Origin of the sequence: Lysobacter sp. (assembly GCF_035655815.1) — a bacterium.
Taxonomy (GTDB): Bacteria; Pseudomonadota; Gammaproteobacteria; order Xanthomonadales; family Xanthomonadaceae; genus Lysobacter_J.
Window position 1 is genome coordinate 60,918 of the sequence record NZ_DASRTS010000064.1, and the last position, 26,243, is coordinate 87,160.

General features: G+C 66.9%; 23 protein-coding genes, 1 pseudogene and 1 riboswitch. Of the genes and pseudogenes, 14 read left to right on the forward strand and 10 right to left on the reverse strand.

Annotation, left to right across the window (positions count from 1 at the left end; translation table 11 throughout):
- Positions 1–124 precede the first annotated feature (124 nt).
- Together VFE83_RS17085 and VFE83_RS17090 are read left to right on the forward strand one after the other, a co-directional pair.
- Positions 125–1,810 carry a M14 family zinc carboxypeptidase gene (locus VFE83_RS17085; protein WP_324908379.1) on the forward strand — a complete coding sequence of 562 codons (1,686 nt, stop codon included), beginning with the start codon at positions 125–127 and terminating at the stop codon, positions 1,808–1,810.
- Positions 1,811–1,878: 68 nt separating this feature from the next.
- On the forward strand, positions 1,879–3,117 hold the full coding sequence (locus tag VFE83_RS17090; protein WP_324908382.1) for a hypothetical protein: 1,239 nt from the start codon (positions 1,879–1,881) through the stop codon (positions 3,115–3,117).
- A gap of 56 nt (positions 3,118–3,173) precedes the next feature.
- On the opposite strand, the gene VFE83_RS17095 is transcribed toward VFE83_RS17090, so the two are convergent.
- The 4 genes from VFE83_RS17095 to VFE83_RS17110 form a co-directional block, all read right to left on the reverse strand.
- Entirely contained in the window at positions 3,174–4,184 is a 1,011-nt protein-coding gene (locus VFE83_RS17095; RefSeq protein ID WP_324908383.1) for a class I fructose-bisphosphate aldolase, read from the reverse strand.
- A 213-nt stretch (positions 4,185–4,397) separates the two neighbouring features.
- Positions 4,398–5,861 carry a pyruvate kinase gene (gene pyk, locus VFE83_RS17100; protein WP_324908385.1) on the reverse strand — a complete coding sequence of 488 codons (1,464 nt, stop codon included), beginning with the start codon at positions 5,859–5,861 and terminating at the stop codon, positions 4,398–4,400.
- A gap of 187 nt (positions 5,862–6,048) precedes the next feature.
- Complete coding sequence (locus VFE83_RS17105; protein ID WP_324908387.1) at positions 6,049–6,687, reverse strand: HAD family hydrolase; 639 nt, start codon at positions 6,685–6,687, stop codon at positions 6,049–6,051.
- A 127-nt stretch (positions 6,688–6,814) separates the two neighbouring features.
- Complete coding sequence (locus VFE83_RS17110; RefSeq protein WP_324908389.1) at positions 6,815–7,987, reverse strand: phosphoglycerate kinase; 1,173 nt, start codon at positions 7,985–7,987, stop codon at positions 6,815–6,817.
- Positions 7,988–8,192: 205 nt separating this feature from the next.
- A riboswitch (cobalamin riboswitch) is annotated at positions 8,193–8,425 on the forward strand.
- 347 nt (positions 8,426–8,772) lie between these two features.
- Here VFE83_RS17110 and VFE83_RS17115 point away from each other — a divergent pair.
- From VFE83_RS17115 to VFE83_RS17120, 3 genes and pseudogenes are all read left to right on the forward strand, one after another.
- Positions 8,773–10,937: pseudogene (locus VFE83_RS17115) on the forward strand (ribonucleoside-diphosphate reductase subunit alpha); the annotation flags it as partial.
- A 12-nt stretch (positions 10,938–10,949) separates the two neighbouring features.
- The gene (locus tag VFE83_RS19545) at positions 10,950–11,135 is read left to right on the forward strand and encodes a hypothetical protein (protein WP_414674779.1); all 186 of its coding nucleotides are present in this window, start codon (positions 10,950–10,952) and stop codon (positions 11,133–11,135) included.
- Positions 11,136–11,345: 210 nt separating this feature from the next.
- Positions 11,346–12,359 carry a ribonucleotide-diphosphate reductase subunit beta gene (locus tag VFE83_RS17120; protein ID WP_324908391.1) on the forward strand — a complete coding sequence of 338 codons (1,014 nt, stop codon included), beginning with the start codon at positions 11,346–11,348 and terminating at the stop codon, positions 12,357–12,359.
- 13 nt (positions 12,360–12,372) lie between these two features.
- Here the strand turns inward: VFE83_RS17120 and VFE83_RS17125 are convergent, their stop codons facing one another.
- Positions 12,373–12,810, reverse strand: a complete 438-nt coding sequence (locus tag VFE83_RS17125) for a group III truncated hemoglobin (RefSeq protein ID WP_324908393.1) — start codon at positions 12,808–12,810, stop codon at positions 12,373–12,375.
- A gap of 82 nt (positions 12,811–12,892) precedes the next feature.
- Positions 12,893–13,897 (reverse strand): type I glyceraldehyde-3-phosphate dehydrogenase, encoded by a 1,005-nt coding sequence (gene gap / locus VFE83_RS17130; protein ID WP_324908395.1) that lies wholly within the window; start codon positions 13,895–13,897, stop codon positions 12,893–12,895.
- A gap of 168 nt (positions 13,898–14,065) precedes the next feature.
- On the opposite strand from gap, the gene VFE83_RS17135 reads away from it, so the two are divergent.
- Both VFE83_RS17135 and VFE83_RS17140 read left to right on the forward strand, forming a co-directional pair.
- Positions 14,066–14,689 (forward strand): OmpW/AlkL family protein, encoded by a 624-nt coding sequence (locus VFE83_RS17135; RefSeq protein ID WP_324908397.1) that lies wholly within the window; start codon positions 14,066–14,068, stop codon positions 14,687–14,689.
- Positions 14,690–14,768: 79 nt separating this feature from the next.
- The gene (locus VFE83_RS17140) at positions 14,769–15,581 is read left to right on the forward strand and encodes a S1/P1 nuclease (protein ID WP_324908399.1); all 813 of its coding nucleotides are present in this window, start codon (positions 14,769–14,771) and stop codon (positions 15,579–15,581) included.
- Here VFE83_RS17140 and VFE83_RS17145 read toward each other — a convergent pair whose 3' ends face one another.
- Both VFE83_RS17145 and VFE83_RS17150 read right to left on the reverse strand, forming a co-directional pair.
- Positions 15,582–16,112 carry a protein tyrosine phosphatase family protein gene (locus VFE83_RS17145; protein WP_324908401.1) on the reverse strand — a complete coding sequence of 177 codons (531 nt, stop codon included), beginning with the start codon at positions 16,110–16,112 and terminating at the stop codon, positions 15,582–15,584.
- An 11-nt stretch (positions 16,113–16,123) separates the two neighbouring features.
- Positions 16,124–16,471: a metalloregulator ArsR/SmtB family transcription factor gene (locus VFE83_RS17150; RefSeq protein WP_324908403.1), complete on the reverse strand. Its 348-nt coding sequence runs from the start codon at positions 16,469–16,471 to the stop codon at positions 16,124–16,126.
- A gap of 68 nt (positions 16,472–16,539) precedes the next feature.
- On the opposite strand from VFE83_RS17150, the gene VFE83_RS17155 reads away from it, so the two are divergent.
- The 7 genes from VFE83_RS17155 to VFE83_RS17185 are packed head-to-tail and all read left to right on the forward strand — an operon-like array spanning position 16,540 to position 22,404.
- A complete protein-coding gene (locus VFE83_RS17155; RefSeq protein WP_324908405.1) occupies positions 16,540–17,418 on the forward strand; it encodes an MBL fold metallo-hydrolase in 879 nt (292 codons plus the stop codon).
- 7 nt (positions 17,419–17,425) lie between these two features.
- Positions 17,426–17,851: a YeeE/YedE family protein gene (locus VFE83_RS17160; protein WP_324908407.1), complete on the forward strand. Its 426-nt coding sequence runs from the start codon at positions 17,426–17,428 to the stop codon at positions 17,849–17,851.
- Complete coding sequence (locus tag VFE83_RS17165) at positions 17,848–18,264, forward strand: DUF6691 family protein (protein WP_324908409.1); 417 nt, start codon at positions 17,848–17,850, stop codon at positions 18,262–18,264. Before VFE83_RS17160 ends, VFE83_RS17165 begins: the two co-directional genes overlap by 4 nt.
- A 37-nt stretch (positions 18,265–18,301) precedes the next feature.
- Positions 18,302–19,081 (forward strand): molybdate ABC transporter substrate-binding protein, encoded by a 780-nt coding sequence (gene modA / locus VFE83_RS17170; protein WP_414674777.1) that lies wholly within the window; start codon positions 18,302–18,304, stop codon positions 19,079–19,081.
- Between the two features lie 3 nt (positions 19,082–19,084).
- Positions 19,085–19,777, forward strand: a complete 693-nt coding sequence (gene modB / locus VFE83_RS17175) for a molybdate ABC transporter permease subunit (protein WP_324908411.1) — start codon at positions 19,085–19,087, stop codon at positions 19,775–19,777.
- The gene (locus tag VFE83_RS17180) at positions 19,774–20,415 is read left to right on the forward strand and encodes an ATP-binding cassette domain-containing protein (protein WP_324908412.1); all 642 of its coding nucleotides are present in this window, start codon (positions 19,774–19,776) and stop codon (positions 20,413–20,415) included. Before modB ends, VFE83_RS17180 begins: the two co-directional genes overlap by 4 nt.
- A gap of 45 nt (positions 20,416–20,460) precedes the next feature.
- Positions 20,461–22,404: an acetyl-CoA hydrolase/transferase C-terminal domain-containing protein gene (locus tag VFE83_RS17185; RefSeq protein ID WP_324908414.1), complete on the forward strand. Its 1,944-nt coding sequence runs from the start codon at positions 20,461–20,463 to the stop codon at positions 22,402–22,404.
- 112 nt (positions 22,405–22,516) lie between these two features.
- On the opposite strand, the gene tkt is transcribed toward VFE83_RS17185, so the two are convergent.
- Both tkt and VFE83_RS17195 read right to left on the reverse strand, forming a co-directional pair.
- On the reverse strand, positions 22,517–24,502 hold the full coding sequence (gene tkt / locus VFE83_RS17190) for a transketolase (protein ID WP_324908416.1): 1,986 nt from the start codon (positions 24,500–24,502) through the stop codon (positions 22,517–22,519).
- 208 nt (positions 24,503–24,710) lie between these two features.
- Positions 24,711–26,030 carry a dicarboxylate/amino acid:cation symporter gene (locus tag VFE83_RS17195; protein WP_324908418.1) on the reverse strand — a complete coding sequence of 440 codons (1,320 nt, stop codon included), beginning with the start codon at positions 26,028–26,030 and terminating at the stop codon, positions 24,711–24,713.
- Positions 26,031–26,243: the final 213 nt, after the last annotated feature.

A 26,243-nucleotide genomic window follows, 5' to 3' on the forward strand; every position in this document is an offset into this window, starting at 1 on the left:
GCCTGAACCTATCCTCGTCGTGACTGCGTGCACGTCGCGTGCACGAGCCGTGAACGCGAGTGGCGCGCCAAGGTGGCCACGCCCATTCACGTCCCCAGTGCGAAGCCGCGCCTAGTCTGCGCGGGTGACCCGCCTGCGACGCGCCGCCTTTGCCGGACTCATGCTGGGCTGCGTCGGCGGCACCGCGCTGGCGCAGGATTCCGGCTCGCGTCTGCTGTTCGTCGAGGCGACGTATGCGGACCGGGCCCAACTGCAGCGGATTGCCGGACGCTTCCAGCACGTCATCGTCGACGAGCGCACCCGTACGGCGCGCTGGGAGGCGACCTACGACGAGTACCTTGCCCTGCGCCGCGAGGGCATCGATGTGCGGATCGACGGCGTGGCGACGTCCCGCCTTCACGACAGCGAAGATGCGCTGGCGGTGGGCACCGATTCGATCGGCGGCTACGCCTGCTACCGCACCGTCGAGGAAACCTACGCGACGATGGACCGGCTGGCCGCGCAGCGACCGGACCTCGCGCGTGTGGTCGATATCGGTCCGAGCTGGTTGCGATCGCAGAACGCGGCCGCCGGACATCGCATGCGCGTGCTGGTGCTTGGCAACCGGGCCACCGATGCCACGCTCGCCAACAAGCCCGCGATGCTTGTCTACGGATCGATCCACGCACGCGAGTACACGCCGGCCGAGGTCCTGACCCGATTCGCCGAATGGCTGGTCGATGGACACGGCCACGATGCCGAGGCGACGTGGCTGCTCGATACCTACCGGTTCCACCTTGTCCTCCAGGCGAATCCGGACGGACGCGTGCGCGCGGAGGCCGGTGCGTCCTGGCGCAAGAACGTCAACGATCGCAACGGCTCGTGCAGCGCCAACGATTACGGCGTCGACCTCAACCGCAACTTCCCGTACCGGTGGAACGCCGCATCGGGTGGATCGAGCGGGAATCCATGCTCGGGCACGTATCGCGGGCCGCAGCGCAGCTCCGAACCCGAGACGCAGAACCTGTTGCGCTATGCCGCCGGCGTGCCAGATGCGTCAGATGTGTATCGCGGCGGCCTCTTTTCCGACCGCCGTGGCGGCGCGGCGACCTCCGTGGCGCCGTCGGACTACCGTGGCCTGTTCATCGACCTTCACAGCTATTCGAAGATGGTGCTGTGGCCCTGGTCGTACAGCAGTTCCGCCACGCCGAACTACCGCGCGCTGCGCACGCTGGGTCGGCGCATCGCGTGGTTCAACGACTATGCGCCGCGGCAGTGGGTCGGCCTGTACGTGGCGGATGGCACCACCACCGACACGATGTACGGCCTGCTGGGCGTGCCCAGTTACACGATCGAGATGGGTGTGGCGTTCTTCGAAAGCTGCACGACATTCCAGAACACCACCCTGCCACGCAACCTTGCGGCGCTGCGCTATGCCGCGCGCAACCTGACGGCGCCCTACGTTTATCCATCGGGTCCGGATGCTGTGTCCGTCACCGTATCGCCGGCCAGCGTCGCGGCCGGACAGGCGGTCACGGTCACCGCCACGCTCGACGACGGCCGCTTCAACACCAGCTATGGCAGCGAGACAGTCCACACCATCGCCGCGGCATCGGCGTATCTCGACAAGCGTCCGTGGAGCAGCGGCGCGGCGCGTATCGCCATGCAACCTGCCGATGGGCGTTACGACGCCAGCCGCGAAGTCGCGCGTGCCACCGTTGCCACCGCGGGACTCGCGCCCGGCCGCCATTTCGTGTTCGTGCGTGGTAGCGATGCCTCGGGAGCCATAGGCACACCCAACGCCGCCTACTTCACGGTGACTGCTCGGTGACTCCTGGCGCGCGACGGCCGCGCGGCCGTTTTCCCCGGTTCGTTGCATTGCTGTCGATGGCGGCGAGCGTGGCTGCGGCTGCAGCATCGCCAGCGAATGGTGACTGCAGCCGCGGCCTGCTCGAGGAGTTCGGCTGGCGTTTCATCGCCACGCAAGAAGATGCGCCGCGCATCGAACCGGGCACGCCCTGCGATCGCGACACGCTCGCCAAAGCGCAGGCGGCCGGGGACCTTCGGGTATTCGTGCCCGCAGGCCTGGATGCATCGGCACGCGAACGACTCCACGCGCGGCTCTTCGCGCATCCCGCCACGACATGCGCTTTCGGCTTCCGCCTGGGCGATGCGACGCGCCGCGCGGTCGACAAGCTGTTGGCTAATGAAGGCTTCCGCTTTTCCGCGCTGCAGGTCGGCTGGATCGGCTTCGGCCCCACCGGTGCGCGCCGCGACGGCTGGACGTCCGTGGCCTCGTTCGGGCGCGCTTACCAGCCCCGCGAGGGCAACTGGCGTGCGATCGAGGCGTTCTATGCCGGCCAGGTTCGCGGCGAATGCGGAGTCGGACGCCAAGTAGCGCAGTACGCGACGCAGGCCGAGCTGTACGGTCGTGAGGGATTCGATGCGGAGTTCGACGCGGACGAGATCGTCATCGGCACCTTCAAGCGATTACGCACGACGCGCAGCATCCTGCTGGGCAGCTCGGCGGGCGAGTTCGTCCGCGACGGCGTCGCCGAAGCGGCATCGCGTGACGGTAGGCAGGCCTTCATGGGCCTGCCCGGCTTCATCTATCACGTGTTCGACCGCAGCAAGCTGGACGACCTGAACAACCAGGCGGAAAACTTCGTCGTGTACGACCTCAGCGCGCCCGCCGCGGCAGCCCTGCGCACGCATCAGGGATTCGAGCATTACAACCAGCGAAATCGCGAAATCTGGTCACTGGCTCGCACGATGGAAGCGCGTCGCGTGCGCCGCTTCTTCGAGCGGCTGCTGTACGAACGCGATCCGCAACTGCGCGCGGCACTCTCGCCAGCGGACCGCGACGTGCTGGAGCGAATGGACGCGGAACTCGCCGACCCGTTCTACGGCGGCTTCAGGGTCTACGTGCACAGGCAGGGCGTGAAGCCGGTGGGATTCCACATCGCGCGCCTGCTCGACCGCAATCCGCGCACGCCCTTCCGGATCGAGCTGGCGTTACACAACGTGCATACCACCTTGTACGAACGCTACGTGCAGCATCGGCTGCATGCCTGCGGCGCTGCGAAGCTGGAGGCATCTGGCACGACGCGCAGCGACGCTGCGCAAACCGCGCCGTAGCGCAGACAAAGAAAAGCCGGCACAGGGCCGGCTTTTCTCGAGACGACAGAACGCGGTTACGCGGCCTGCTTCCACTGGCCCAGCGCGGCCAAGCCGTTGTCGCGGGCGCGCTCGTACACCGTCTGCTGCGCCTTGGCGAAGTTGTTCACGAGGTCCTGCGACCACAACTTCAGCGCGGCTGCCTGCATGGCGCGGCCGTAGGAGAACGACAGCGGCCACGGATTCGGGCCCATCTGGTTCATCGCATTGAGGTGCGCGGTGGCGTCCTCGTCCGACTGTCCGCCCGACAGGAACACGATGCCCGGAAGCGTGGCCGGCACGGTGGACTTGAGGCACTGCAGTGTGGAAATGGCGACGTCGTTGACCGAGGCCTGTTCGGCGCAGGTCGTGCCCGGCAGCACCATCGAGGCTTTCAGGATGGTGCCTTCCAGCATCACGCTGTGCTCGTACAGCGAAGCGAACAGCGAGCGCAGGGTGACTTCGGTGACCTCGTAGCAGGTCTCGATGTCATGGCTGCCGTCCATGATCACTTCCGGCTCCACCATCGGCACCAAGCCCTGCTCCTGGCACAGCGCGGCGTAGCGGGCCAGCGCATGGGTGTTGGCATCGATGCAGGTACCCGACGGAATGTCCTCACCGATGTTGATGACCGCGCGCCACTTGGCGAAGCGGGCGCCCAGGCGGTAGTACTCCTCCAGGCGAGCGCGCAGGCCGTCCAGACCCTCGGTCACCACCTCGCCCGGGAAACCGGCCAGGTTGTGCGTGCCCTTGTCCACCTTGATGCCCGGGATCATGCCGTGCTCGCTCATGTACTGCGCGAACGGCTGGCCGGCCTTGGTGGACTGGCGGATCGTCTCGTCGAACAGGATGGCGCCGGAGATGTAATCGCTCAGCTTGGGCGTGGTGAGCAGCAGCTCGCGGTAGGCGCGGCGGTTTTCCTCGGTGTTCTCGATGCCGACGCCGGCGAAGCGCTTGGCAATGGTCGAGGTGGACTCATCGATGGCGATGATGCCCTTGCCCGGGGCCACCATGGCCTGGGCGGTTTCGGCAAGCTGTTCGATGCTCATTGGACGTCCTGCGGGAGCGGTGGGAAGCCCGTGATTATAGCCCGAGCACACCGTTAAGGGCTGCTCAAGACCACACGAAATCAAATACTTGCAGACCACACACCCCGGAATTCAATACCACTTGGGATGTATGCGTTTTCATGGCGTGGACGACTAACCGTGCCTGGAGGTGGCGTCACGACGCGACCGGTCGCGCCGTGACGCAAGCACGGGTCAGAGTTCGCCCAGCCCCTCCGCGACGCCGCCCTCGCCCACCTGCAGCAGGCGCAGGGTGTTGGTGGCGCCATGGCGCTCCATGTGGTCGCCGCTGGTGAACATCACGCGGTCGCCGACGCTGAGCAGGTCCTGTTCGAACAGTTCCTTGACCGCCTTGCGCGCGGCATCGCGCGAGGTCAGGCCGCGGCTGTCGAACGCGTAGGCGACCACGTCGCGCATCAGGCGCATGCGGCGGCGCGCACCGTCGTGGCGCGACATCGCGTAGATCGGCACCTGCGCGCGGAAGCGTGACAGGAAGCGTGCGGTGCCGCCCGATTCGGTCATCGCGACGATGGCGCGCACGCCGATGTGTTCGGACAGGAACATCGCCGCCATGGCGATGGCCTGGTCGGCACGTTCCAGGTTGCGCGGCGCGGCTTCGAAGTCGGTGTCGTGATCGAACTGGCGTTCGGCGCCCAGGCAGATGCGCGCCATCGCCTCGACCGCCTTGACCGGATAGCGACCGGCCGCGGATTCCTGCGACAGCATCACCGCGTCGGTGCCGTCGATGACGGCGTTGGCGACGTCCAGCACTTCCGCGCGCGTCGGGATCGGACTGTCGACCATCGACTGAAGCATCTGCGTCGCGGTGATGACGACCTTGTTGCGCTCCAGCGCCTCGCGGATGATCTTCTTCTGCAGACCGGGCAGCTCGGCGTCGCCGATCTCCACCCCCAGATCGCCACGCGCAACCATCACCACGTCGCTGGCGTCGACGATTTCCGACAGGTTCTCGATGGCCTCGGCGCGCTCGACCTTGGCGACCAGCGCGGCATCGCTGCCGTTTTCCCGGGCGATGCGGCGCGCCTCGTTCATGTCGTCGGCATTGCGGCAGAACGACACGGCGATGAAGTCCGCGCCGAGTTCGGCCGCAACCTTGATCAGTTCCTTGTCGCGCTCGGTCAGTGCGCCCAGCGACAGACCGCCGCCCTGCTTGTTGAGTCCCTTGCGGTCGGACAGCACGCCGTCGTTGAGCACGGTGGTGACGATGCGCTCGCCCTCCACCGCGCCCACGCGCAACTGCAGCAGGCCGTCGTCGAGCAGCAGCACGTCGCCGGGACGCACGTCGTTGGGCAGCCCGAGGTAGCTCACGCCGACCTCGCGCAGGTTGCCGGGCGGTGCGTCCGCGCTGGCGACGAGGTCGAAGCGGTCGCCCATCTTGAGCAGCACGCGGCCTTCGGCGAAACGTTCGATGCGGATCTTCGGCCCCGGCAGGTCGGCCAGGATGCCGACTTCCACGCCCACGCGCTGCGCGGCTTCGCGCACGGCATTGGCGCGCGCGATCTGCGAGGACGGATCGCCGTGCGAGAAATTGAGGCGGACGACGTCGACGCCCGCGACGAGGAGTGAATCCAGAACGCCCGGCGGATCGGTCGCGGGGCCCAGCGTGGCAAGGATCTTGGTGCGGCGTTTGGTCGTCATTGCGAAGGCAGGTCCGTGAATCCTGCGACGCTAGCACAGCTGTTCGTACTTTCGAATTGAACCGCGGCGCACCTTCGCCATACCGCGGCGCATTCACGCAAGTGGTCTGAAATTCACACGGTAAAAGCAGACCACCCGGTGTCGCGAGGCGCGCGTGGGCGCCTCGCCACGGATCGCGCCGCGCGGGTCAGGCCGCGAGCAGGCGCGGCAGTTCTTCGGGCGTGGTAGCCAGATGCAGGGCACCGGCCTCGCGCAGTTCCGCCTCGCCGCCGAAGCCCCACAGCACGCCGACGTTGCGCATGCCGTGGTGGCGTGCGCCTTCGATGTCCATGCGGCGGTCGCCGATCATCCAGCATTCGTCGGCAGCGATACCGAAGCGCTGCAGCGCCTCTGCGATCAGCTGGTCCTTGTGGCTGATGCGGCCGTCCGGCGTGGCGCCGACCACGTCGACGAAACGATGGCCGAACGGCAGGTGCTCGACGATCTTGCGCGCATGCGGCTCGTTCTTCGCCGTGACCACCGCCAGGCGATGACCAGCGGCATGCAGCGATTCGATGGTCTCGCTGATGCCCGCGTAGATTTCATGCTCAGACCAGCCTTGCGCCTCGAAACGATCGCGGTAATGCAGCACGGCCTCCTCGACGCGCACCGGGTCGTTGAGCAGCGGGCCGAAGCTCGTCCGCAGCGCCGGGCCGATCCAGCGGCGCAGCTCGGATTCGGCCGGTACCGGCAGCCCCATCTTCACCAGCGCGTACTCGACGCAGCGCGTGATGCCGACCGCCGAATCGATCAGCGTCCCGTCCATGTCGAAGAAAAGCGTGGTCATGTGTGATCCCGTGTTGCGATCGGAACTCCCTCCCCTGCTTGCAGGGGAGGGTTGGGGAGGGGTTGCGAGCCGCATCGCGGCGGGTTCGGTGCAGTCGCGCGACACGTCCCTTCCGACGAGGGGCTGATCAGGCGCGCGCCTTCAACGCGGCCACTGCCGGCAGTTCCTTGCCTTCCAGGAACTCCAGGAACGCGCCGCCGCCGGTGGAGATGTACGAGACGTCGTTCCCGATGCCGTACTTGTCCACGGCCGCCAGTGTGTCGCCGCCGCCGGCGATGGAGAACGCCTTCGATTCGGCGATCGCGTGGGCAACGGTTTCGGTGCCGCGGCCGAAGGCGTCGAATTCGAACACGCCGACCGGGCCGTTCCACACCACCGTGCCCGCGTCTTCGATCATCAGCGCGTACTTCGACGCGGTCTCCGGGCCGATGTCCAGGATCATGTCGTCCTCGCCGACCTGGTCGACGCCCTTGATCGTCGCGGGTGCGTCCGCCGCGAACTTCGGCGCGACCACCACGTCCACCGGCAACGGGATGCTGGCGCCGCGTGCCTGCGCGTCGGCCATGATCTTCTTCGCGGTGTCGATGAGGTCGGTTTCGACCAGCGACTTGCCCACGCCATGACCCAGCGCGGCGATGAAGGTGTTGGCGATGCCGCCGCCGACGATCAGCTGGTCGACCTTGCCGACCAGCGAGGAGAGCAGCTCGAGCTTGGTCGAGACCTTGCTGCCGGCGACGATGGCCAGCAGCGGGCGCGCCGGGTTGTCGAGGGCCTTGGCCAGCGCGTCCAGCTCGGCCATCAGCAGCGGTCCGCCGCACGCGACCTTGGCATGCTTGATCGCACCGTGCGTGGAGGCCTGCGCGCGATGCGCGGTACCGAATGCGTCCATGACGTACACGTCGCACAACGCCGCGTACTTCTTCGACAGCGCCTCGTCGTCCTTGCCCTCGCCGACGTTCATGCGGCAGTTCTCCAGCAGCACCAGCTGGCCCGGCTTTACATCGACGCCATCCACCCAGTCCTTCACCAGCGGCACTTCGATGCCGAGCAGTTCGGACAGGCGCCTGGCCACCGGAGCCAGCGAGTCCTCCTGCGTCCAGGTGCCTTCCTTCGGCCGGCCCAGGTGCGAAGTCACCATCACCGCCGCGTCCTTCTCCAGCGCCAGCTTCATCGTTGGCAGGGCCGCGGTGATGCGCTGCTCGGAGGTGATGCGTCCGTCCTCGATGGGAACGTTGAGGTCTTCGCGGATCAGCACGCGCTTGCCGGCGAGGTCGAGGTCGGTCATGCGGACGATGGACATGGGCTTCACCTTTGAGCCTTCCATGACGGAAGGAAAAGCCCTCCTGCGAAGGGAGGGTCGGGAGGGGATGGGTTTTGCAGCGGGACGGCAGCGACTGCCGTATCGCCGCACATTGTCCCCGCCATTCACCATGGCCGCAAACGCAGTCCAGTCGGCGTCGGCGCAGTTATCCACAACATTTTGCGTTGACGGATGCCCATACCCCCACTATGTTGTGCCCGTCGGTGCCGCCCCACCGGGCGGATTAAAAGGGAAGCCGGTGCGGACACCTCGTGTTGCGAGGACGTCCAAGGCCGGCGCTGCCCCGCAGCGGTATGGGAAACGAAGGTGGTCATGGCACTGGGTGCACAGCCTGGGAAGCGGCCACCGGTAGGCGACGCCGGAACGCACCGGCGTCTCGTCCCGAGCCCGAAGACCTGCCGACAACCGCGCGTTGCACACCGCGCGGTGACCGGCCAGGGAGTCTTCGGAGGGAAGACGGTCGGTGTCGCATCGGTATCGGCGTGTCGTTGACGACTTCGCCGCTGCCGCGCCGTCCGTCTCGGGCTGCGCGACACCCCGTTCTCATGCTCCGGGCTTCCGCGCCCGCGTCGCCCTTCGAGGGAAGGGCGGCGACCGTGCGCCATGCACAGGAGCCAGACATGACCACCACCACCCCGACCTTGGACCGTAGGAGCCAGCTTGCTGGCGACCCGGACCATGACGATGCCTCTGTCGCCAGCAAACTGGCTCCTGCGGAGGTGCCGCCGGGCTTCGCACTGACCCCGCCCGCCGCCAACCTCACCATGACGGTGACCAAGCGCAGCGGCCGACGCGAGCCCGTCGACCTCAACAAGATCGTGCGCGCGGTGACGCGCAACTGCGAAGGTCTGTTCGCCGTCGATCCGATGCGCGTGGCCACGCGCACCATCTCCGGCCTGTACGACGGCGCGAGCACGCGCGAACTCGATGAACTGTCGATCCGCACCGCAGCGCTGCTCACCGCCGAGGAACCCGAGTACGGCCGCCTCGCCGCGCGCCTGCTCGCGGGTGTGATCGAGAAGGAAGTGGCGACGCTGGAGATCCACGCCTTCTCGCAGTCCGTGCAGCGCGGGCACGAACTGGGGCTGATCAACGACCGCCTGCTGTCGTTCGTGCAGGCCAACGCGCGCAAGCTCAACGACGCCATCGACCACACGCTCAACCAGCGCTTCGACTACTTCGGCCTGCGCACGCTGTACGACCGCTACCTGTTGCGCCACCCCACCGCGCGCACCGTGATCGAGACACCGCAGCAGTTCTTCCTGCGCATCGCCTGCGCTCTGAGCGAAGACGTCGGCGAAGCGTTGGCGCTGTACCGGCGCATGGCGCAGCTGGACTACATTCCGTCCTCGCCGACGCTGTTCAACTCCGGCACCACGCACGAGCAGCTCTCCAGCTGCTTCCTGCTCGATTCGCCCGAGGATTCGCTGGAAGGCATCTACAGGCGCTACATGGACGTGGCGAAGCTGAGCAAGTTCAGCGGCGGCATCGGGCTTTCATACACGCGCGTGCGTTCGCGTGGCTCGCTGATCCGCTCCACCAACGGTCTGAGCAACGGCATCGTGCCGTGGCTGAAGACGCTGGATGCGTCGGTGGCGGCGGTGAACCAGGGCGGCAAGCGCAAGGGCGCGGCCTGTGTGTACCTGGAGCCGTGGCATGCGGACGTGGAGGAATTCCTCGAACTGCGCGACAACACCGGCGATGAGGCGCGCCGCACGCATAACCTCAACCTGGCCAACTGGATTCCGGACGAATTCATGCGGCGCGTCGAGGCCGACGCGGAATGGTCGCTGTTCGATCCTGCCAGGGTGCCGCAGCTGACCGACCTGTGGGGCGAGGCATTCGAACGCGCGTATCGCGCGGCGGAAGCCGCCGGACTGGCGGTGAAGCAGGTGAAGGCACGCGACCTGTACGCGCGGATGATGCGCACGCTCGCGCAGACCGGAAACGGCTGGATGAACTTCAAGGACAAGTCCAACCGCGCCTGCAACCAGACGCTGCGCGACGGCAACGTCGTGCATCTGTCGAACCTGTGCACCGAGATCCTGGAGGTGACCTCGCAGGAGGAAACCGCGGTGTGCAACCTGGGATCGATCAACCTGTCGCATCACGTCGAACTTTTCGAAGAGGGCCCGGTGCATGGCGAAGCCGGACGCTTCGACTTCGACAAGCTCGCCGAGACGGTGCGACTTGCGGTGCGCCAGCTCGACCGCGTGATCGACCTCAACTACTACCCGATCGAAACCGCACGCCGCGCGAACCTGAAATGGCGGCCGGTCGGCCTGGGCGTGATGGGCCTGCAGGACGTGTTCTTCAAGCTGCGCCTGCCGTTCGACTCCGAGCCGGCGCGCAACCTCTCGAAGATGATCGCCGAAGCGATCTACTTCCACGCGTTGTCGGCTTCCAGCGAGCTGGCGATGGAGCGCGGCCGTCATCCCGGCTTCGAGGACACGCGCGCCGCACAGGGCGAGTTGCAGTTCGACGCTGGGGTGTCACACCGGAAGACAACGATCGCTGGGACGGCCTGCGTGCCCGGATCCGCGAGCATGGGCTGCGCAATTCACTGCTCATCGCGATCGCGCCGACGGCGACCATCGCGTCCATCGCCGGCTGCTACGAGTGCATCGAACCGCAGGTGTCGAACCTGTTCAAGCGCGAGACGTTGTCGGGCGACTTCCTGGTGGTCAACCGTTACCTTGTCGAGGAGCTCAAGACACTCGGCCTGTGGACGCCGGAACTGCGCGACCGCATCAAGATGGCGGAAGGATCGATCCACGGCATCGAGGAGGTTCCCGAATCGTTGCGCGCGATTTACCGCACCGCATGGGAACTGCCGATGCGTTCGCTCATCGACATGGCCGCCGACCGCGGCGCCTTCATCGACCAGAGCCAGTCGCTCAACCTGTTCATCGAAAGCCCGAACATCGGCCAGCTGTCGTCGATGTACATGTACGCGTGGAAGAAGGGCCTGAAGACCACCTACTACCTGCGCTCGCGACCGGCGACGAAGATCGCGAAGGCGACGGTGAGCGGTGCGGCAGTGCAGGCGCCAAAGTCCGACTACACGCCGACCGAAGCCATCGCCTGCTCGCTGGAAAACCCCGAAGCCTGCGAGGCGTGCCAGTAACCGATCCGTCGTCATTCCTGCGAAAGTCGGAATCCAGCGCCTTCAACGCTCGAAGAGTCACTGGATCCCCGCTTTCGCGGGGATGACGACGCTCCCCTTTCCTTGCCCTTTAGCCGGCGCGCGCGACGCGGCCTGCCTCCCTCCCCTCGCGACGTCACCGCTGCGCCGCTGAAGGGCAAGGCCCCAACGAAACGATCCTCAGGGCCCGCCATGACCGACCACAACCGCCTCCTCGACCCAGGCTTCGACCTCACCTTGCGGCCGATGCGTTATCCGCAGTTCTACGAGATGTATCGCGACGCGATCCGCAACACCTGGACCGTGGAAGAGGTCGACTTTTCGCTCGACGTCAACGATCTCAAGCACAAGCTCGGCCCGGCCGAACGCCATCTGATCGAGCGCCTGGTCGCGTTCTTCGCCACGGGCGATTCGATCGTCGCCAACAACCTCGTGCTGAACCTGTACCAGCACATCAACGCGCCCGAAGCGCGAATGTACCTGTCGCGCCAGTTGTACGAGGAAGCGCTACACGTGCAGTTCTACCTCACGCTGCTGGACACCTACCTGCCCGATCCAGTCGCGCGCGCGAAGGCGTTCGCGGCGGTGGAGAACATTCCGTCGATCCGCGCGAAGGCCGAGTTCTGCTTCAAGTGGATCGATTCGATCCAGAACCTGCAACGTATCGAAACCACCGCGCAGCGCCGACAGTTCCTGCTCAACCTGATCTGCTTCGCCTGCTGCATCGAAGGCCTGTTCTTCTTCGCCGCCTTCGCCTACGTGTACTACTTGCGTTCGCGAGGACTGCTGCACGGGCTGGCGTCGGGTACGAACTGGGTGTTCCGCGACGAGAGCTGCCACATGGCGTTCGCGTTCGAGGTGATCCGTACCGCGCGCAGCGAGGAGCCGGGCCTGTTCGACGACGAACTGCAGCGGCAGGTCGTGCAGATGCTGGAGGACGCCGTGGAGTGCGAGATGCAGTTCGCCCAGGACGTGCTGTCCGGCGGCGTCGCCGGTCTGTCGCCCAAGGACATGCGCCAGTACCTGCAGTACTGCGCGGACCAGCGACTGGTACAGCTGGGCATGGAGCGGCACTTCGGCGCATCCAACCCGTTCGCGTTCATGGACCTGCAGGACGTGCAGGAAGTGACCAACTTCTTCGAGCGCCGAGTGTCCGCCTACCAGGTCGGCGTCGAGGGCGAGGTTTCGTTCGACGCGGCCTTCTGAGCCGCGGCATGCGTCAGCGCGGAGCCGCGATGGGCAGACCCAGCGGCTTCGTGCCGGCCTTGTCCTTCAGGCCCAGCCCGTAACGCAGGCTGTAGCCGATCTTTTCCGCGTAGCCGACCATGCGCTCCACGTGTTCGGCCGGCAGTACCTCGCTCACGGTCTGGCGCCAAAGCGAAAGCCAGCGGTCGAAGTGTTCAGCACGAATCGGGTGCGGCCGATGTGCCGCCATCGGATTGCCGCGATAGCTGCGCGTGCCCAGCGCGACGGACGACCAGAATTCCGTGAGCATGCGCTTGTGCTCGGGCCAGTCGTCGATGGCCGCGTTGAATACCGGGCCGAGTTCCGGATCCACGCGCACCTGCTCGTAGAAGCGGTCGACCAGTTCGGCCAGCTGCGCCTGCGTGAGTTCGACGGCCTCCGCAGGAGCGCCGGAATCGCGTGTCTCGTTCATGCCTGTTCAATGTGGCCAGAAGCCATGAAAAACAAGGGGCCGGCAATCGCCGGCCCCTGCTGTGTCGCGCTCGTTTTCGCGATTACTTCGCGGCAACGACCTTGGCCATTTCCAGGCACTTGTTGGAATAGCCCCACTCGTTGTCGTACCAGCTCACCAGCTTGATGAACGTGCCATCCAGGGCGATGCCGGCCTCGGCATCGAAGATCGAGGTGCGCGCATCGCCGCGGAAGTCGGTCGCGACGACCTTGTCCTCGGTGTAACCCAGGATGCCCTTCAGCGCGCCTTCCGACTGCGCCTTCATTTCCGCGCAGATTTCCTCGTACGTCGCGGACTTCTCGAGCTCGACGGTCAGGTCGACGACCGAGACGTCGGACGTCGGCACGCGGAACGACATGCCGGTGAGCTTCTTGTTCAGCTCCGGAATCACCACGCCGACGGCCTTGGCCGCGCCGGTGCTGGACGGGATGATGTTCTCCAGGATGCCGCGGCCGCCGCGCCAGTCCTTGTTGCTCGGACCATCGACGGTCTTCTGCGTTGCGGTGGTGGCATGCACGGTGGTCATCAGGCCGCGCTTGATGCCCCACTTGTCGTGCAGCACCTTGGCCAGCGGCGCCAGGCAGTTGGTGGTGCACGAAGCGTTGGAGATGATCGCCTCGCCGTTGTACTTGGTGTGGTTCACGCCGTAGACGAACATCGGCGTGTCGTCCTTCGACGGCGCCGACTGGATCACCTTCTTCGCGCCGGCGTCGAGGTGCTTCTGGCAGGTTTCCTTGGTCAGGAACAGCCCGGTCGACTCGATGACGATGTCGGCGCCGACTTCGTTCCACTTCAGGTTGGCCGGATCCTTCTCCTGCGTCAGGCGGATCTTCTTGCCGTTGACGATGAGCGTGTTGCCCTCCACCGAGACGTCGGCCTTGAAGCGGCCGTGCACGGAGTCGTAGCGCAGCATGTAGGCCAGGTACTCCGGCTCCAGCAGGTCGTTGATCGCGACGATCTCGATCTCGCCGGCGAAGTTCTGCACGGCCGAGCGCAGCACGTTGCGCCCGATGCGGCCGAAGCCGTTGATACCAACCTTGATGGTCATAGCTTGCTAGCTCCTGCGGCCGCGCCCGGCGCGGCGGGTGGACGGGCCGTCATTCTAACAGGCGCGCCTTGCGGGCGTGTTCCGCGCGGCTAGCCTGAATTGACACCGATCAAGGTGACGGCAGGTTCCGATCACGAAACTGGGGCCCTTCCCAACAGAGGCTCCATCATGCAAAAGACCCTGATCACCAGCGCCCTGGCCCTTGCCCTCGGCGCCGCGGCCATGCCGGCCTTCGCCCAGTCCGCGGGCGACTGGACGCTCGGTGTCGGCGTCCATGCGGTCGACCCGAAGTCCGACAACGGCAGTCTGGTCGACGGCGCGCTCAAGGTCGACGTCGATACCGACGTCAAGCCGACCCTGACGTTCGAGTATTTCGTCCGCGACAACCTGGGCATCGAAGTGATCGCCGCGTGGCCGTTCGAGCACGACATCTCCATCGATGGCCTGGGCACCGTGGGCAGCACCAAGCAGCTGCCGCCGACCGTTTCGCTGCAGTACCACTTCAACAGCAAGGGCAAGGTCTCGCCGTTCATCGGTGCCGGTGTCAACTACACCGCCTTCTTCAGCGAAGACACCCGCGGCGCGCTGGAAGGCAGCAAGCTGAAGCTGGACGACTCCTGGGGTCTGGCCGCGCATGCGGGCATCGACTTCGCCGTCGGCGAGCGCAGCGCCATCCGCGTCGACGCACGCTGGATCGACATTGACACCGACGTGAAGCTGGACGGCACTGACATCGGCACCGTGAACATCGATCCGATCGTGTACGGCGCCGCCTACGTCATGAAGTTCTGATCGCGCGTGATCTTGCGGGCCCGCCAAAGCGCAGGCCCGGCAAGTTTGGGGACGGGTCGTGTCGGCTAAAGTGGCCGGCATGACTCGTCCCCTCTTTTTTGCCACTTCCCTCGTCCTTGTCGCTGTCCTTGCCGCTCCCGGCGAAGCCTCCGCGTGGGGACGACTCGGGCACCGGCTCGTCGCCGCACTCGCGTGGGACGACCTCAAGCCCGCCACCCGCGCGGAAATCGAACGCCTGCTGCAGGGCGAGCCCGACCCCACGTTGCCGGGGATCGCGAGTTGGGCCGACGAGCTGCGCGAGCACGACCCCGACCTGGGCAAGCGCAGCAGCAAGTGGCATTACGTGAACATCGCCGAGGACGACTGCCATTACCTTCAGGCGAAGCACTGTCCGAACGGCGATTGCGTCGTCGAGGCAATCCGCATGCAGACGAAGATCCTCGCCGATCGTTCACGCCCACAGGCCGAACGCCTGCAGGCGCTCAAGTTCGTCGTGCACTTCGTCGGCGACGTGCACCAACCGCTGCATGCGGGCTACGGCCGTGACAAGGGCGGCAACGACGTGCAGGTCAATCTGAACGGCAAGGGCACCAACCTGCACTCGCTGTGGGACAGCGGCATGCTCAACGCGGCCGGACTGGACGAAGCCGCATGGCTGCAGCGCCTGCGGGCGATGCCGCTGGCGGTGAAGCTGCCGCGCTCGCCGCTGCCGCCTGCGTCGATCGAATGGGCCGAAGCCTCGTGCCGCATTGCAGTCCGGCCCGGGCTGTATCCGTCGAGAGCCGTGATCGGTCAAGACTACCTCGACACCTGGCGCCCGACGGCCGAATCGCAGTTGCGAATCGCCGGCACGCAGCTGGCCGCGACGCTCAACGCCGCGCTGGGCGGTTGATCACTCGGCAGGCCGCTTCAGCACTTCGCGCACGCGGGGCTCCGCATTCGAGAGCCCTGCGGACTTGCCGAACTCGAGTGCTTCGCGCTTAGCCATGCCACCCTCGCGGGCGGCACCGATCGCCAGCAGCGCGCCGACGCGGTTGCCCGATGCGCAATGGACCAGCACGGCCCCGGGTGCGTCGTGGATTGCGCGCCAGAGCGCAGTGCCGTTGGCGGTCGTGATGTCGACGGCGCCTGACACTGGGATCTCCAGGTAGGACATTCCTTCCGCCGTCACCTCGGAGGCTTCGTTGCGACCGTTCATCTCTGCAGCCGGCCGCAGGTTGATGACCGTCGTGACGCCGTTGGCAGCGAGACGCCGCCACGCCTCTGGGCCGGGCTGGCCGCCGCTGAGGATCCGGTCATTCGGTCGTCGGAGGTTGGGCACGGCGAGTGCGTCGGCCATCTGCATGGAACTGGGCTCCTGGGCGATTGCGGCTGGCGGCATGCCGGTGGCGTTGACGACCAGTCCGCACAGGACCAGGCCCATCCGTGTGGCTTTCATCGTTCACCTCCGCAGTAGATCGCATGAAGGGTGGCCATGACCCGCTGCGCGGGCCCCGGCAGGATCGAGTAGAACACCTGCAATCCGTCGCGCCGCGCCTCGACCAGACCGGCGTCGCGCAGCACGGCCAGATGCTGTGAAAGCGCCGACTGAGACAACTCCAGGCGTGCCTGCAGCGCGCCGACGCCCAGTTCGCCCTCGACCAGGTGGCACAGGATCAGCAACCGCTGTTCGTTGGCGATGGAGCGCAGCAGCGACGCCGCCTCGGCCGCATGCGCCTGCATGTCACGGACGGGCGGAGAGATTTTTGGAACGCGGGCGGTGCGGGGCACGGTGGCAGTCATCGTTGACGTGTCTCGTAAATCGTAACTTGCTAAATTAGAATTGTCTAATTCAGAGACCGGAGGCCGCCATGACCATCCGCCCCGCTCCACCGGACGTCGAGCCGTTCTTCCACGCCGACAGCAACACGTGGTCGTACGTGGTGAGCGATGGCCGGGTGGCCGCAGTGATCGACCCGGTGCTGGATTTCGACCCCAAGGCCGCGCGCACCTCGACATCGGCCGCGCAGCGGCTGGTCGACCATGTCGTCGCGAAGGGACTGGAAGTGCGCTGGATTCTCGAGACGCACGCGCACGCCGATCACCTCAGCGCCGGTCATTGGCTCAAGTCGGTGCATTGGCCCGCCGCGACGCTCGCCATCGGCCAGGGAATCCGCGACGTGCAGAAGACGTTCCGGCCGATCTTCAACCTGGGCGAGCACTTCCCGGTCGATGGATCGCAGTTCGACCATTTGTTCGAAGATGGCGAGCGCTTCGCGATCGGGACGCTGGATGCGCAGGCCATCGCGGTTCCCGGCCACACCAGCGACAGCAATGCCTATCTGATCGGCGACGCGCTGTTCACCGGCGATTCGCTCTTCATGCCCGATGGCGGCACCGCGCGCTGCGATTTTCCGGGTGGCGATGCGCGGACGCTGTTCCGTTCGATCCGCCGGCTGTACGACACGCTGCCGGACGAGACGCGCGTGTTCGTTTGCCACGACTACGGCCCCGGAGGGCGCGAGGTCGCGTGCGAAACCACGCTCGGCACGCAGAGGCGCGAAAACATCCACGTACACGACGGCATCGCGGAGGATGAGTTCGTGGCGATGCGGCAGGCGCGTGATGCGACGTTGCCGATGCCGGCGCTGATCCTGCCCGCCGTGCAGACCAACATCCGCGCGGGTGCATTGCCCGAGGCCGACGACAACGGCGTGCGCTACTTGCGCATTCCGCTCGACCAATTCTGATCGCGCCATGCCTACTGCGTTCACACCCGTTTCGGCGCTGATCGGCGGCGCACTGATCGGCCTGGCTGCGGTCTGGCTGCTCGCCACGCTGGGGCGCATCGCTGGCGTCAGCGGCATCCTCAATGCAGCCGTCGACCAGCCGGAAGGACGTGGCTGGCGCTTGGCGTTCCTGCTGGGACTGATCGTCGGCGCAGCGGCCTGGTTCGCCCTGGTGGACGTACCCCGCCGCGACGGATTTCCCTGGCCGTGGCTGGCGCTGGCCGGATTGCTCGTCGGCTTCGGTACGCGGCTGGGCAACGGCTGCACCAGTGGCCATGGCATCTGCGGCCTGGCGCGCTTCTCTCGGCGTTCGCTGTGGGCCGTCGCGGTGTTCATGGCTGTGGCAATGGGCACCGTGTTCGTGGTCCGCCACGTATTCGGAGGTCTCGCATGAAGCGCGTGGCCCACGCGGCGATCGCCGGCGTCCTGTTCGGTGCCGGACTGGCGATTTCCGGCATGACCGATCCATACAAGGTGCTCAACTTCCTCGACGTGGCCGGCGACTGGGATCCATCGCTCGCACTGGTGATGGGCGCCGCCCTCGCGGTATCGGTGCCGGGATTTGCGTGGCTGCGTCGGCGCGGCTGCACACTCGATGCACAACCGCTGCCCGCGCCGCCGGCCCGGAACGTCGATGCGCGCCTGCTGGGAGGCAGCGTGTTGTTCGGCGTCGGCTGGGGCCTGGCGGGCTACTGCCCTGGGCCCGCGCTGGCGAATCTCGCCCACGGTACGACGCAAGCGGTTGTATTCGTCGCCGCGATGCTGGCAGGCTCTCGGCTTGGCCGCTTCGCCGTGCGAAGCGGATGAGACGACCGCCCACTTTCCGCCTGCACACCCACTGCCCATGAGCCTTCTCTTCCGCGCGCTGTTGCTGTGCGCGATGGCGTTCGCAGCGACCGCCGGCGCCGCGCAGCCTTCGCCCGGCACGCCGTTGACCGTGTTCGCGGCGGCGAGCATGAAGGAGTCGCTCGACGAAGCCGCCGCTGCCTATAGCAAAGCCACAGGCCAGCCGGTGCGCGTATCGTATGCGGCCAGTTCCACGCTGGCGCGACAGATCGAGCAGGGCGCGCCGGCCGACGTATTTGTCTCGGCGGACCTGGACTGGATGGATTACCTGCAGCAGCGCGACCTGCTGGATGTAGCGTCGCGCCGAAATCTGCTTGGGAATTCGCTGGTGCTGATCGCACCGTCTGGCAGCCCCGCGCGCGCAGTGGCATTGAAGCCCGGCCTGGACCTGCGCCCGCTGCTGGGCGATGGACGCATCGCACTCGCGCTCACCGCCAGCGTCCCCGCAGGCAAATACGCGAAGGCCGCGTTCACCTCGCTGGGCATGTGGCCCGCGCTGTCGCCGCGCGTGGCGGAAACGGAGAACGTCCGCGCCGCGCTGATGCTGGTCGCGCGTGGCGAAGCACCGCTGGGCGTGGTGTACGCCAGCGACGCCAGGGCCGAACCGCGCGTGCGCGTGCTCGGCACGTTCCCGGCCAAAACGCATTCGCCCATCGTCTATCCGGCGGCCCGGCTGAAGGCGAGTGCGCATCCGCGCGCACCGGATTTCCTGCAGTGGTTGCAGGGCACCACGGCGGCCGCCATCTTTCGTCGCCACGGATTCACGCAGCCCCGCTGACGCATGTTCGAGTTCAGTCCGGCGGAACTCACCGCGATCGCGCTCAGCCTGAAGGTGGCGCTGGCGGCCGTGCTGTGCAGCCTGCCGTTCGGCATCGCGCTGGGCTGGCTGCTGGCACGCACGTCGTTTCCGGGAAAGCTGCTGCTGGACACCGTGCTGGTGCTGCCGCTGGTGCTTCCGCCGGTGGTGACGGGTTACGTGCTGCTGGTGCTCTTCGGCATGCAAGGCCCGGTTGGTGCGTTCCTGCAGGAACACCTCGGTTTCAGCTTCGCCTTCCGCTGGACTGGCGCCGCGCTCGCCAGCGCGATCATGGGTTTCCCATTGATGGTGCGTGCGATCCGGCTTTCGATCGAAAACGTGGACCGACGCCTAGAACAGGCGGCCGCCACGCTGGGTGCGAACCCGTGGCGCGTGTTCTTCACCATGACGTTGCCGCTCGCCGCACCGGGCGTCATCGCCGGTTCCGTGCTCGCCTTCGCCAAAGCCCTGGGCGAGTTCGGCGCCACCATCACTTTCGTGTCGAGCATTCCCGGCGAGACGCAGACGCTGTCGTCGGCGATCTACGGGCTGATGCAGGTGCCCGGTGGCGAGGCCGGCATCTGGCGGCTCACCGCCGTGGCGGTGGCGATCTCGTTCGCGGCCGTGCTGGTGTCCGAATGGCTGGTGCAGCGCCAGCGTCGCGGAGGCGAAGCATGAGCGCCGTGTCCGAACCGACGTTCCTGATCGACATCGAACTGCAGCGCGGGACCTTCCGTCGCAAAGTCGGAATCCGTAGCGACCGTCGCGTGCTGGCCCTGGTAGGCGAGTCGGGCGCCGGTAAAAGCTCGGTACTGCTCGCCATTGCCGGCCTGGTGACGCCGCAACGCGGGCGCATCGCCATTGCCGGGCGCACGCTGTTCGATGCGGAACGCGGCATCGACGTGCCGGTCCACCAGCGCCGCATCGGTTACGTGTTCCAGGACGTGCGGCTGTTCCCGCACCTCGACGTGCGCCACAACCTGCTCTACGGCTTCCACGGCGCCGCGCGCGAGCAACCGCGCTTCGATCTGGCCGCGATCGTCGAACTGCTGGGCATCGGCGCGCTGCTCCGGCGCCGCATCGCCGGCCTGTCCGGCGGAGAAATGCAGCGCGTCGCGATCGGACGCGCACTGCTCTCGCAGCCGCGGATCCTGCTGCTGGACGAGCCACTGTCGGCCCTCGATATGGGCCGTCGCGACGAACTGCTTCCATACCTGCAGCGCGTCCGCGACGAGACCGCGCTGCCGATGATCTACGTCAGCCACCTGCCCGACGAAGTCCGCCGCATCGCCGACGAAGTGCACACCGTCGGCTGATCCGGCGCCGGCAACGGCGCGCACGAAAACGGATACCCTTTCGCGATGAGCGAACGCCCTGCCCCCATCCTCCTCGACTCGCTCGATGCGGCGGTCGACCTGCTGCTCTCGCGCATCCGCGGTCCGCTGAAGGTCGGCGCGCCGCTGGGCCTGGGCAAACCGCACCGGCTGCTCAACGCGCTGTACGCGCGCGTCGAGAACGATCCGTCGCGCCCGCTCCATCTGTGCACGGCGCTGTCGCTCGATCCGCCCGACGGCGGCAAGGGGCTGGAGGCACGCTTCGTCAAGCCGTTCGTCGAGCGTCACTTCGGCGCCGACTTTCCGCGCCTGGCCTACGTGCAGGCGCTCAGGCGCAACGCACTGCCGGCGCACGTGGAGATCGAGGAGTTCTACCTGCAATCAGGCGCCATGCTGGGTTCGCTGCCGGTGCAGCGTCGCTACGCGAGCCTCAACTACACGCACGTCGCGCGTGCGCTGGCCGACCGCGGCCTGAACCTGATCGTGCAGAAGGTCGCGCGCTCGCCGGACGGTTCGCGGCTGTCGCTGTCGTGCAACACCGACCTGACGCTGGATACCGTCGATGCGCACGAGGCGCGCGGGCTGCCGCGTCCGATGCTGATTGCCGAGATCGACCCTGAACTTCCATGGCTGGGCGGCAGTGCGACCGTCGACGCGTCGTTCTTCGACGTCATCGTGCATCCGCCCGGTCCGTACCCGAAGCTGTTCGGCCTGCCGCGACAGCCCGTGACCGATGCCGACTACGCAATCGGCTTCCACGCCAGCACGCTGGTGCGCGACGGCGGCACCTTGCAGATCGGCATCGGCGCGCTCGCCGACGCGTTGTGCCACGCGCTGGTGCTGCGCCACGTCGACAACAAGGGCTATCGCGCGGTGTTGCGTGCGCTGGGTTCGGCCGCCGCGGACGACACGTCGCTGGCGCCATTCGCGCAGGGGCTCTATGGCTGCAGCGAAATGATCAACGAGGGCTTCCGCCGGCTGGTCGAATGCGGTGTGATCAAGCGCCGCGTGGTCGACGATGCCGCCGCGATGCGTCGCATCAATGCCGGTGGCGCCAGCGCACACGACCTGGCGATGTTGGAGCAACAGGGCGAGTTCCTGCACGGCGCGTTCTACCTGGGCTCTCCCGAGTTCTACGAGTGGCTGCGCAACCTGCCCCCCGACGTGCGACGCGGCATCGGCATGAAGCGCGTGGGTGAGGTCAACGAACTCTACGGCGGCGACGAAGCGCTGGAGCGCCTGCAGCGGCGCGACGCGCGCTTCTTCAACACCTGCATGATGGCCACCGTACTGGGCGCCGCGGTGTCTGACGCATTGGAAGACGGCCGCGTCGTGTCGGGCGTCGGTGGCCAGTACAACTTCGTCGCCATGGGGCACGCGCTGCCGGATGCGCGCTCGGTCCTGATGCTGCGCGCCTGCCGCGAAGCCAGCGGCCGCGTCACGTCCAACTTCGTCTGGAACTACGGCCATACCACCATCCCGCGGCACCTGCGCGACGTGTACATCAGCGAGTACGGCATCGCGGACATCCGTGGGCGCAGCGATGAGGATTGCGTCATCGCGATGGCCGGCATCGCGGACGCGCGGTTCCAGCAGGGACTGCTCGACACGGCAAAGCAGGCTGGCAAGCTGCGCGGCGACTTCATGTCGCCGGCGAAGTGCGCGCGCAACACGCCAATGCATCTGCAGGCGGCGCTGCAACCGTTCCGTCACAACGGCGCCCTGCCCGACTATCCGCTGGGCAGCGACTTCACACCGGTCGAACAGCGACTGGCGAAGGCGCTGGCGTGGCTGAAGGCGAACACCGCCACTCGAGGTGGCAAGCTGCGCACGGTGTGGCGCGCGTTGAGTGCGAAAGCGCTGGATCGCGAGGCGATGGACCGCATGGCGCTGGGTTCGCCGCGCGGACTCGGCGAGAGGCTGGAGGCGAAGCTGGTGAGTCTGGCGCTACACCAGACCGCGGCGAAATGAAGCCCGTGCGTGGCCCGATCTGCCCGGGCTGAGGCAGGTCGACGTCATCGTACGTCCGGAAACGAAAGAAGCGGCCGAAGCCGCTTCTTTCGTTCTACATGGCAGCCATGCCTTACAGCGCGCGCGCCGCCTCGACCACCTTCTCGACGGTGAAGCCGAAGTACGGGAACAGCTTTTCGGCAGGCGCCGAGGCACCGAACTCATCGATGCCGATGACCGCGCCGTCCAAGCCGACGTACTTGCGCCAGAAACCGGTGACGCCGGCTTCGATGGCCACGCGCTTGCGGCAGGCGTTGGGCAGCACCGATTCGCGGTAGGCCGCGTCCTGGCGGTCGAACACGTTGGTCGACGGCATCGACACCACGCGCACCTTGTCGCCCAGCTGTTCGGCGGCCTGCATCGCCAGGCCCACTTCCGAACCGGTCGCGATGAGGATGATCTCCGGCACGCCGTTGGAATCCTTCAACACGTAGCCGCCACGTTCGATATCGGCCACCTGCTGTGCGGTGCGCGGCTGATGCTGCAGGTTCTGGCGCGAGAAGATCAGGCAGCTCGGGCCGTCGGTGCGCAGGATCGCGGCCTTCCAGCACGCGGCCGATTCCACTGCATCGCACGGACGCCACAGGTCGTTGTGCGGGATGTAGCGCAGCGAGGCCAGGTGCTCGATCGGCTGGTGCGTCGGGCCGTCCTCGCCCAGGCCGATGGAGTCGTGCGTGTAGACGTGGATCGCGTGTGCGCCCATCAGCGCGCTCATGCGCACGGCGTTGCGCGCGTAGTCGCTGAACACCAGGAACGTGGCGTCATACGGAATGAAGCACTCGTGCAGACCCAGACCATTGGTGATGGCGGTCATCGCGAACTCGCGCACGCCGTAATACACGTAGTTGGCGTTGGGGTCGTCGGTCGCGACCGACTTGCTGCCCTTCCACAGGGTCAGGTTGGAGTGCGCCAGATCGGCCGAGCCGCCGATCAGTTCAGGCAGCAGCGGCGCGTAGGTCTCGATCGCCATCTGCGAAGCCTTGCGCGAGGCAATGGTCGGGCCCTCGGCCTGCAGCTTGGCGATGTAGGCATCGGCGGCGACAACGAAGCCTTCCGGCAGTTCGCTGCGCGAACGGCGGGTCAGTTCGGCGGCCAGTTCGGGGAATTGCTTGGCGTATTCGTCGAACAGGCGGTTCCATGCCTTTTCCTCGGCGGCGTGGTCGCGCTTGCGCCAGCCGTCATAGATGGCCTGCGGGATCTCGAACTCGCCGTAGTTCCAGCCTAGCGCCTGGCGCGTGGCGACCACTTCGTCCTTGCCCAGCGGCGCGCCGTGCGACGACTCCTTGCCGGCCTTGCCCGGCGAACCGAAGCCGATCGTGGTGCGGCAGCAGATCAGCGTGGGCTTGTCGGTCGACTTGAGCGCCTGCTCGATGGCGGCCTTGATCTGGTCGGCGTCATGCCCGTCCACGCCGCGCACCACGTTCCAGCCGTAAGCCTCGAAGCGCTTGGGCGTGTCGTCGGTGAACCAGCCGTCGGTGTTGCCGTCGATGGAGATCTTGTTGTCGTCCCAGAACGCGACCAGCTTGTGCAGGCCCCAGGTACCGGCCAGCGACGCAGCCTCGTGCGAGATGCCTTCCATCAGGCAACCGTCGCCCATGAACACCCAGGTGCGGCTGTCGACCACCGCCAGGCCCGGCTTGTTGAAGCGCTGCGCCAGCAGCTTTTCCGCCAACGCCATGCCGACGGAGTTGGCGAAGCCCTGCCCGAGCGGACCGGTGGTGGTCTCGATGCCCGGCGTCATGAAGTTCTCCGGATGGCCCGGGGTCTTCGAATGCAGCTGGCGGAAGTTCTTCAGCTCCTCGATCGGCAGGTCGTAGCCGGCCAGGTGCAGCAGCGCGTACTGCAGCATCGAGCCGTGACCGTTGGACAGCACGAAGTGGTCGCGGTTGAACCAGTCCGGATTGGCCGGGTTGTGGCGCAGGTAGTCGTTCCACAGCACCTCGGCGATGTCCGCCATGCCCATCGGCATGCCCGGGTGGCCGGAGTTGGCGGCCTGCACCGCGTCGATGGCGAGGAATCGGATGGCGTTGGCAAGGTCGCGGCGGCTGGGCGTCGTCATGGCGTCGGGCGGTCTTCGGCTGCGGGGAGGATGTCGCGCGAGGGCCGGGCTGGCGCCGGGCCGGGCGGACGTCCATTCTCCCACCCCCGCGCCGGTATGTCGCCCCGGCGCGGCGGATCAGGACACAAAGGCACGCAGGCGGCGCGGATCAGGCCAGGGCGATCGATCTGCCGGCATGGCCTGCCGTTGCGAGAGCGGCGACTGCGCGTCAGACCGCCGTTTCAGGTGCTTCGGGCGTGACCGGCCCATCCGGCTCGCCCTTCGAAACCACCGTGGCCAGCATTAGGTCGCCGGTGACGTTGAGGGTGGTACGGCACATGTCGAGGAAGCGATCGACGCCGAGGATCAGGCCGATTCCCTCCGGCGGCACGCCGACCATGCCGCAGATCAGCGCCACCACCGGCAGCGAACCCGCCGGCACGCCCGCGGTACCGATGCCGCCGAGGATGCAGACGAACATCACCGTGACCTGCTGCGTGAGCGTCAGGTCCACGCCGAAGAACTGCGCCAGGAACAGCACGGTGACGCCCTCGAACAGCGCGGTGCCGTTCTGGTTGGCGGTGGCGCCGACCGTCAGCACGAAGCGCGACACGCGGCTGGGCAGGCCCAGCTTCTCGTCGGCGACGCGTAGTGCGGTGGGCAGCGTCGCGTTGGACGATGCCGTCGAGAACGCCATCACCATCGCTTCCTGCACGCCCTTGAAGAAGCGCGCCGGCGAGTAGCCGCCCGCGAACTTCAGCACCAGCGAGTACACGACGAACAGGTGCAACGCCAGGGCCAGCACCACCACGCCGACGTACGCGCCGAGGCTGCGCAGCAGTTCCCAGCCGAACAGCGCCGCCAGGTTGAACATGAAGCAGAACACCGCGTACGGCGCAAGGCGGATCACCAGCCCGATCAGCGTCATCGAGACCTCGAACAGCCCCTCGATGCCGCGCTGCAGGGCTTCGGTCGCCTTGCTGCGCGTGAGCACCAGGCCGATGCCGAGCATCAGCGCGAAGAACATCACCGCCAGGATGGTGTTGTCCGCCGCGGCCTTGACCACGTTGTCCGGCACGATGGAGATCAGCATGTCCAGCCCCTTGGGCTGGCTGCCGGTGCTGCTGACGATGGCGCTGGCGCGCTCGGAGCCTTCGCTGAGCAGTTGCTGCGCGCGCGCGGGATCGATGCCCGCGCCCGGCTGCAGCCAGTTCACCAGCACCAGGCCCAGCACCACGGCGATGCCGGACACCACCACGGTGTAGCCCAGCGTGCGCCAGCCGACGCGGCCCAGCGCGCGCACGTCGCCCATCTCCGCCACGCCCATGACCAGCGCGGAGAACAGCAGCGGGATCACGAGCATGAAGATCAGGCGCAGGAACAGCGTGCCGAGCGGCTGCGTCACGTTGCTCGTGACCCAATGCACCCACGAGGCATCGGCCGTGTAATGCGCGACCAGGCCCAGCAGGAGACCGGCAACGAAGCCGATGGCCATCTTCCAGTGCAGGGGCAGCTTGCCCTTACCGGCATCGACCTTGCTCTGCGTCATCGCTGTACTCCCCACGCCGCCATCAGAAAAAACCCGCCGAGCTTAGCAAACCGTGTGGGGGCACCCGAGCAGCACGCCCCGACCACGCCGGCGGTGCCCGCATTCAGCGAGCGGAACGTTCCGGCGGGTAGAGCGGCGGCAGCGGCGAGGCGTCGTGGCTGCCGTAGCTCCGCCAGCGCGGCCCGGATGCGAACGCCCGGCGCAGCAGGTCGC

Excerpts from the sequence above, each read along its gene's own strand:
- VFE83_RS17095 (WP_324908383.1), bottom strand. The coding sequence starts at position 4,184 with ATGAGCATCGAACAGCTTGCCGAAACCGCCCAGGCCATGGTGGCCCCG.
- pyk (WP_324908385.1), bottom strand. The coding sequence starts at position 5,861 with ATGACGACCAAACGCCGCACCAAGATCCTTGCCACGCTGGGCCCCGCG.
- VFE83_RS17105 (WP_324908387.1), bottom strand. The coding sequence starts at position 6,687 with ATGACCACGCTTTTCTTCGACATGGACGGGACGCTGATCGATTCGGCG.
- VFE83_RS17110 (WP_324908389.1), bottom strand. The coding sequence starts at position 7,987 with ATGTCCATCGTCCGCATGACCGACCTCGACCTCGCCGGCAAGCGCGTG.
- VFE83_RS19545 (WP_414674779.1), top strand. The coding sequence starts at position 10,950 with ATGTACATGTACGCGTGGAAGAAGGGCCTGAAGACCACCTACTACCTG.
- VFE83_RS17120 (WP_324908391.1), top strand. The coding sequence starts at position 11,346 with ATGACCGACCACAACCGCCTCCTCGACCCAGGCTTCGACCTCACCTTG.
- VFE83_RS17125 (WP_324908393.1), bottom strand. The coding sequence starts at position 12,810 with ATGAACGAGACACGCGATTCCGGCGCTCCTGCGGAGGCCGTCGAACTC.
- gap (WP_324908395.1), bottom strand. The coding sequence starts at position 13,897 with ATGACCATCAAGGTTGGTATCAACGGCTTCGGCCGCATCGGGCGCAAC.
- VFE83_RS17135 (WP_324908397.1), top strand. The coding sequence starts at position 14,066 with ATGCAAAAGACCCTGATCACCAGCGCCCTGGCCCTTGCCCTCGGCGCC.
- VFE83_RS17140 (WP_324908399.1), top strand. The coding sequence starts at position 14,769 with ATGACTCGTCCCCTCTTTTTTGCCACTTCCCTCGTCCTTGTCGCTGTC.
- VFE83_RS17145 (WP_324908401.1), bottom strand. The coding sequence starts at position 16,112 with ATGGGCCTGGTCCTGTGCGGACTGGTCGTCAACGCCACCGGCATGCCG.
- VFE83_RS17150 (WP_324908403.1), bottom strand. The coding sequence starts at position 16,471 with ATGACTGCCACCGTGCCCCGCACCGCCCGCGTTCCAAAAATCTCTCCG.
- VFE83_RS17155 (WP_324908405.1), top strand. The coding sequence starts at position 16,540 with ATGACCATCCGCCCCGCTCCACCGGACGTCGAGCCGTTCTTCCACGCC.
- VFE83_RS17160 (WP_324908407.1), top strand. The coding sequence starts at position 17,426 with ATGCCTACTGCGTTCACACCCGTTTCGGCGCTGATCGGCGGCGCACTG.
- VFE83_RS17165 (WP_324908409.1), top strand. The coding sequence starts at position 17,848 with ATGAAGCGCGTGGCCCACGCGGCGATCGCCGGCGTCCTGTTCGGTGCC.
- modA (WP_414674777.1), top strand. The coding sequence starts at position 18,302 with ATGAGCCTTCTCTTCCGCGCGCTGTTGCTGTGCGCGATGGCGTTCGCA.
- modB (WP_324908411.1), top strand. The coding sequence starts at position 19,085 with ATGTTCGAGTTCAGTCCGGCGGAACTCACCGCGATCGCGCTCAGCCTG.
- VFE83_RS17180 (WP_324908412.1), top strand. The coding sequence starts at position 19,774 with ATGAGCGCCGTGTCCGAACCGACGTTCCTGATCGACATCGAACTGCAG.
- VFE83_RS17185 (WP_324908414.1), top strand. The coding sequence starts at position 20,461 with ATGAGCGAACGCCCTGCCCCCATCCTCCTCGACTCGCTCGATGCGGCG.
- tkt (WP_324908416.1), bottom strand. The coding sequence starts at position 24,502 with ATGACGACGCCCAGCCGCCGCGACCTTGCCAACGCCATCCGATTCCTC.
- VFE83_RS17195 (WP_324908418.1), bottom strand. The coding sequence starts at position 26,030 with ATGACGCAGAGCAAGGTCGATGCCGGTAAGGGCAAGCTGCCCCTGCAC.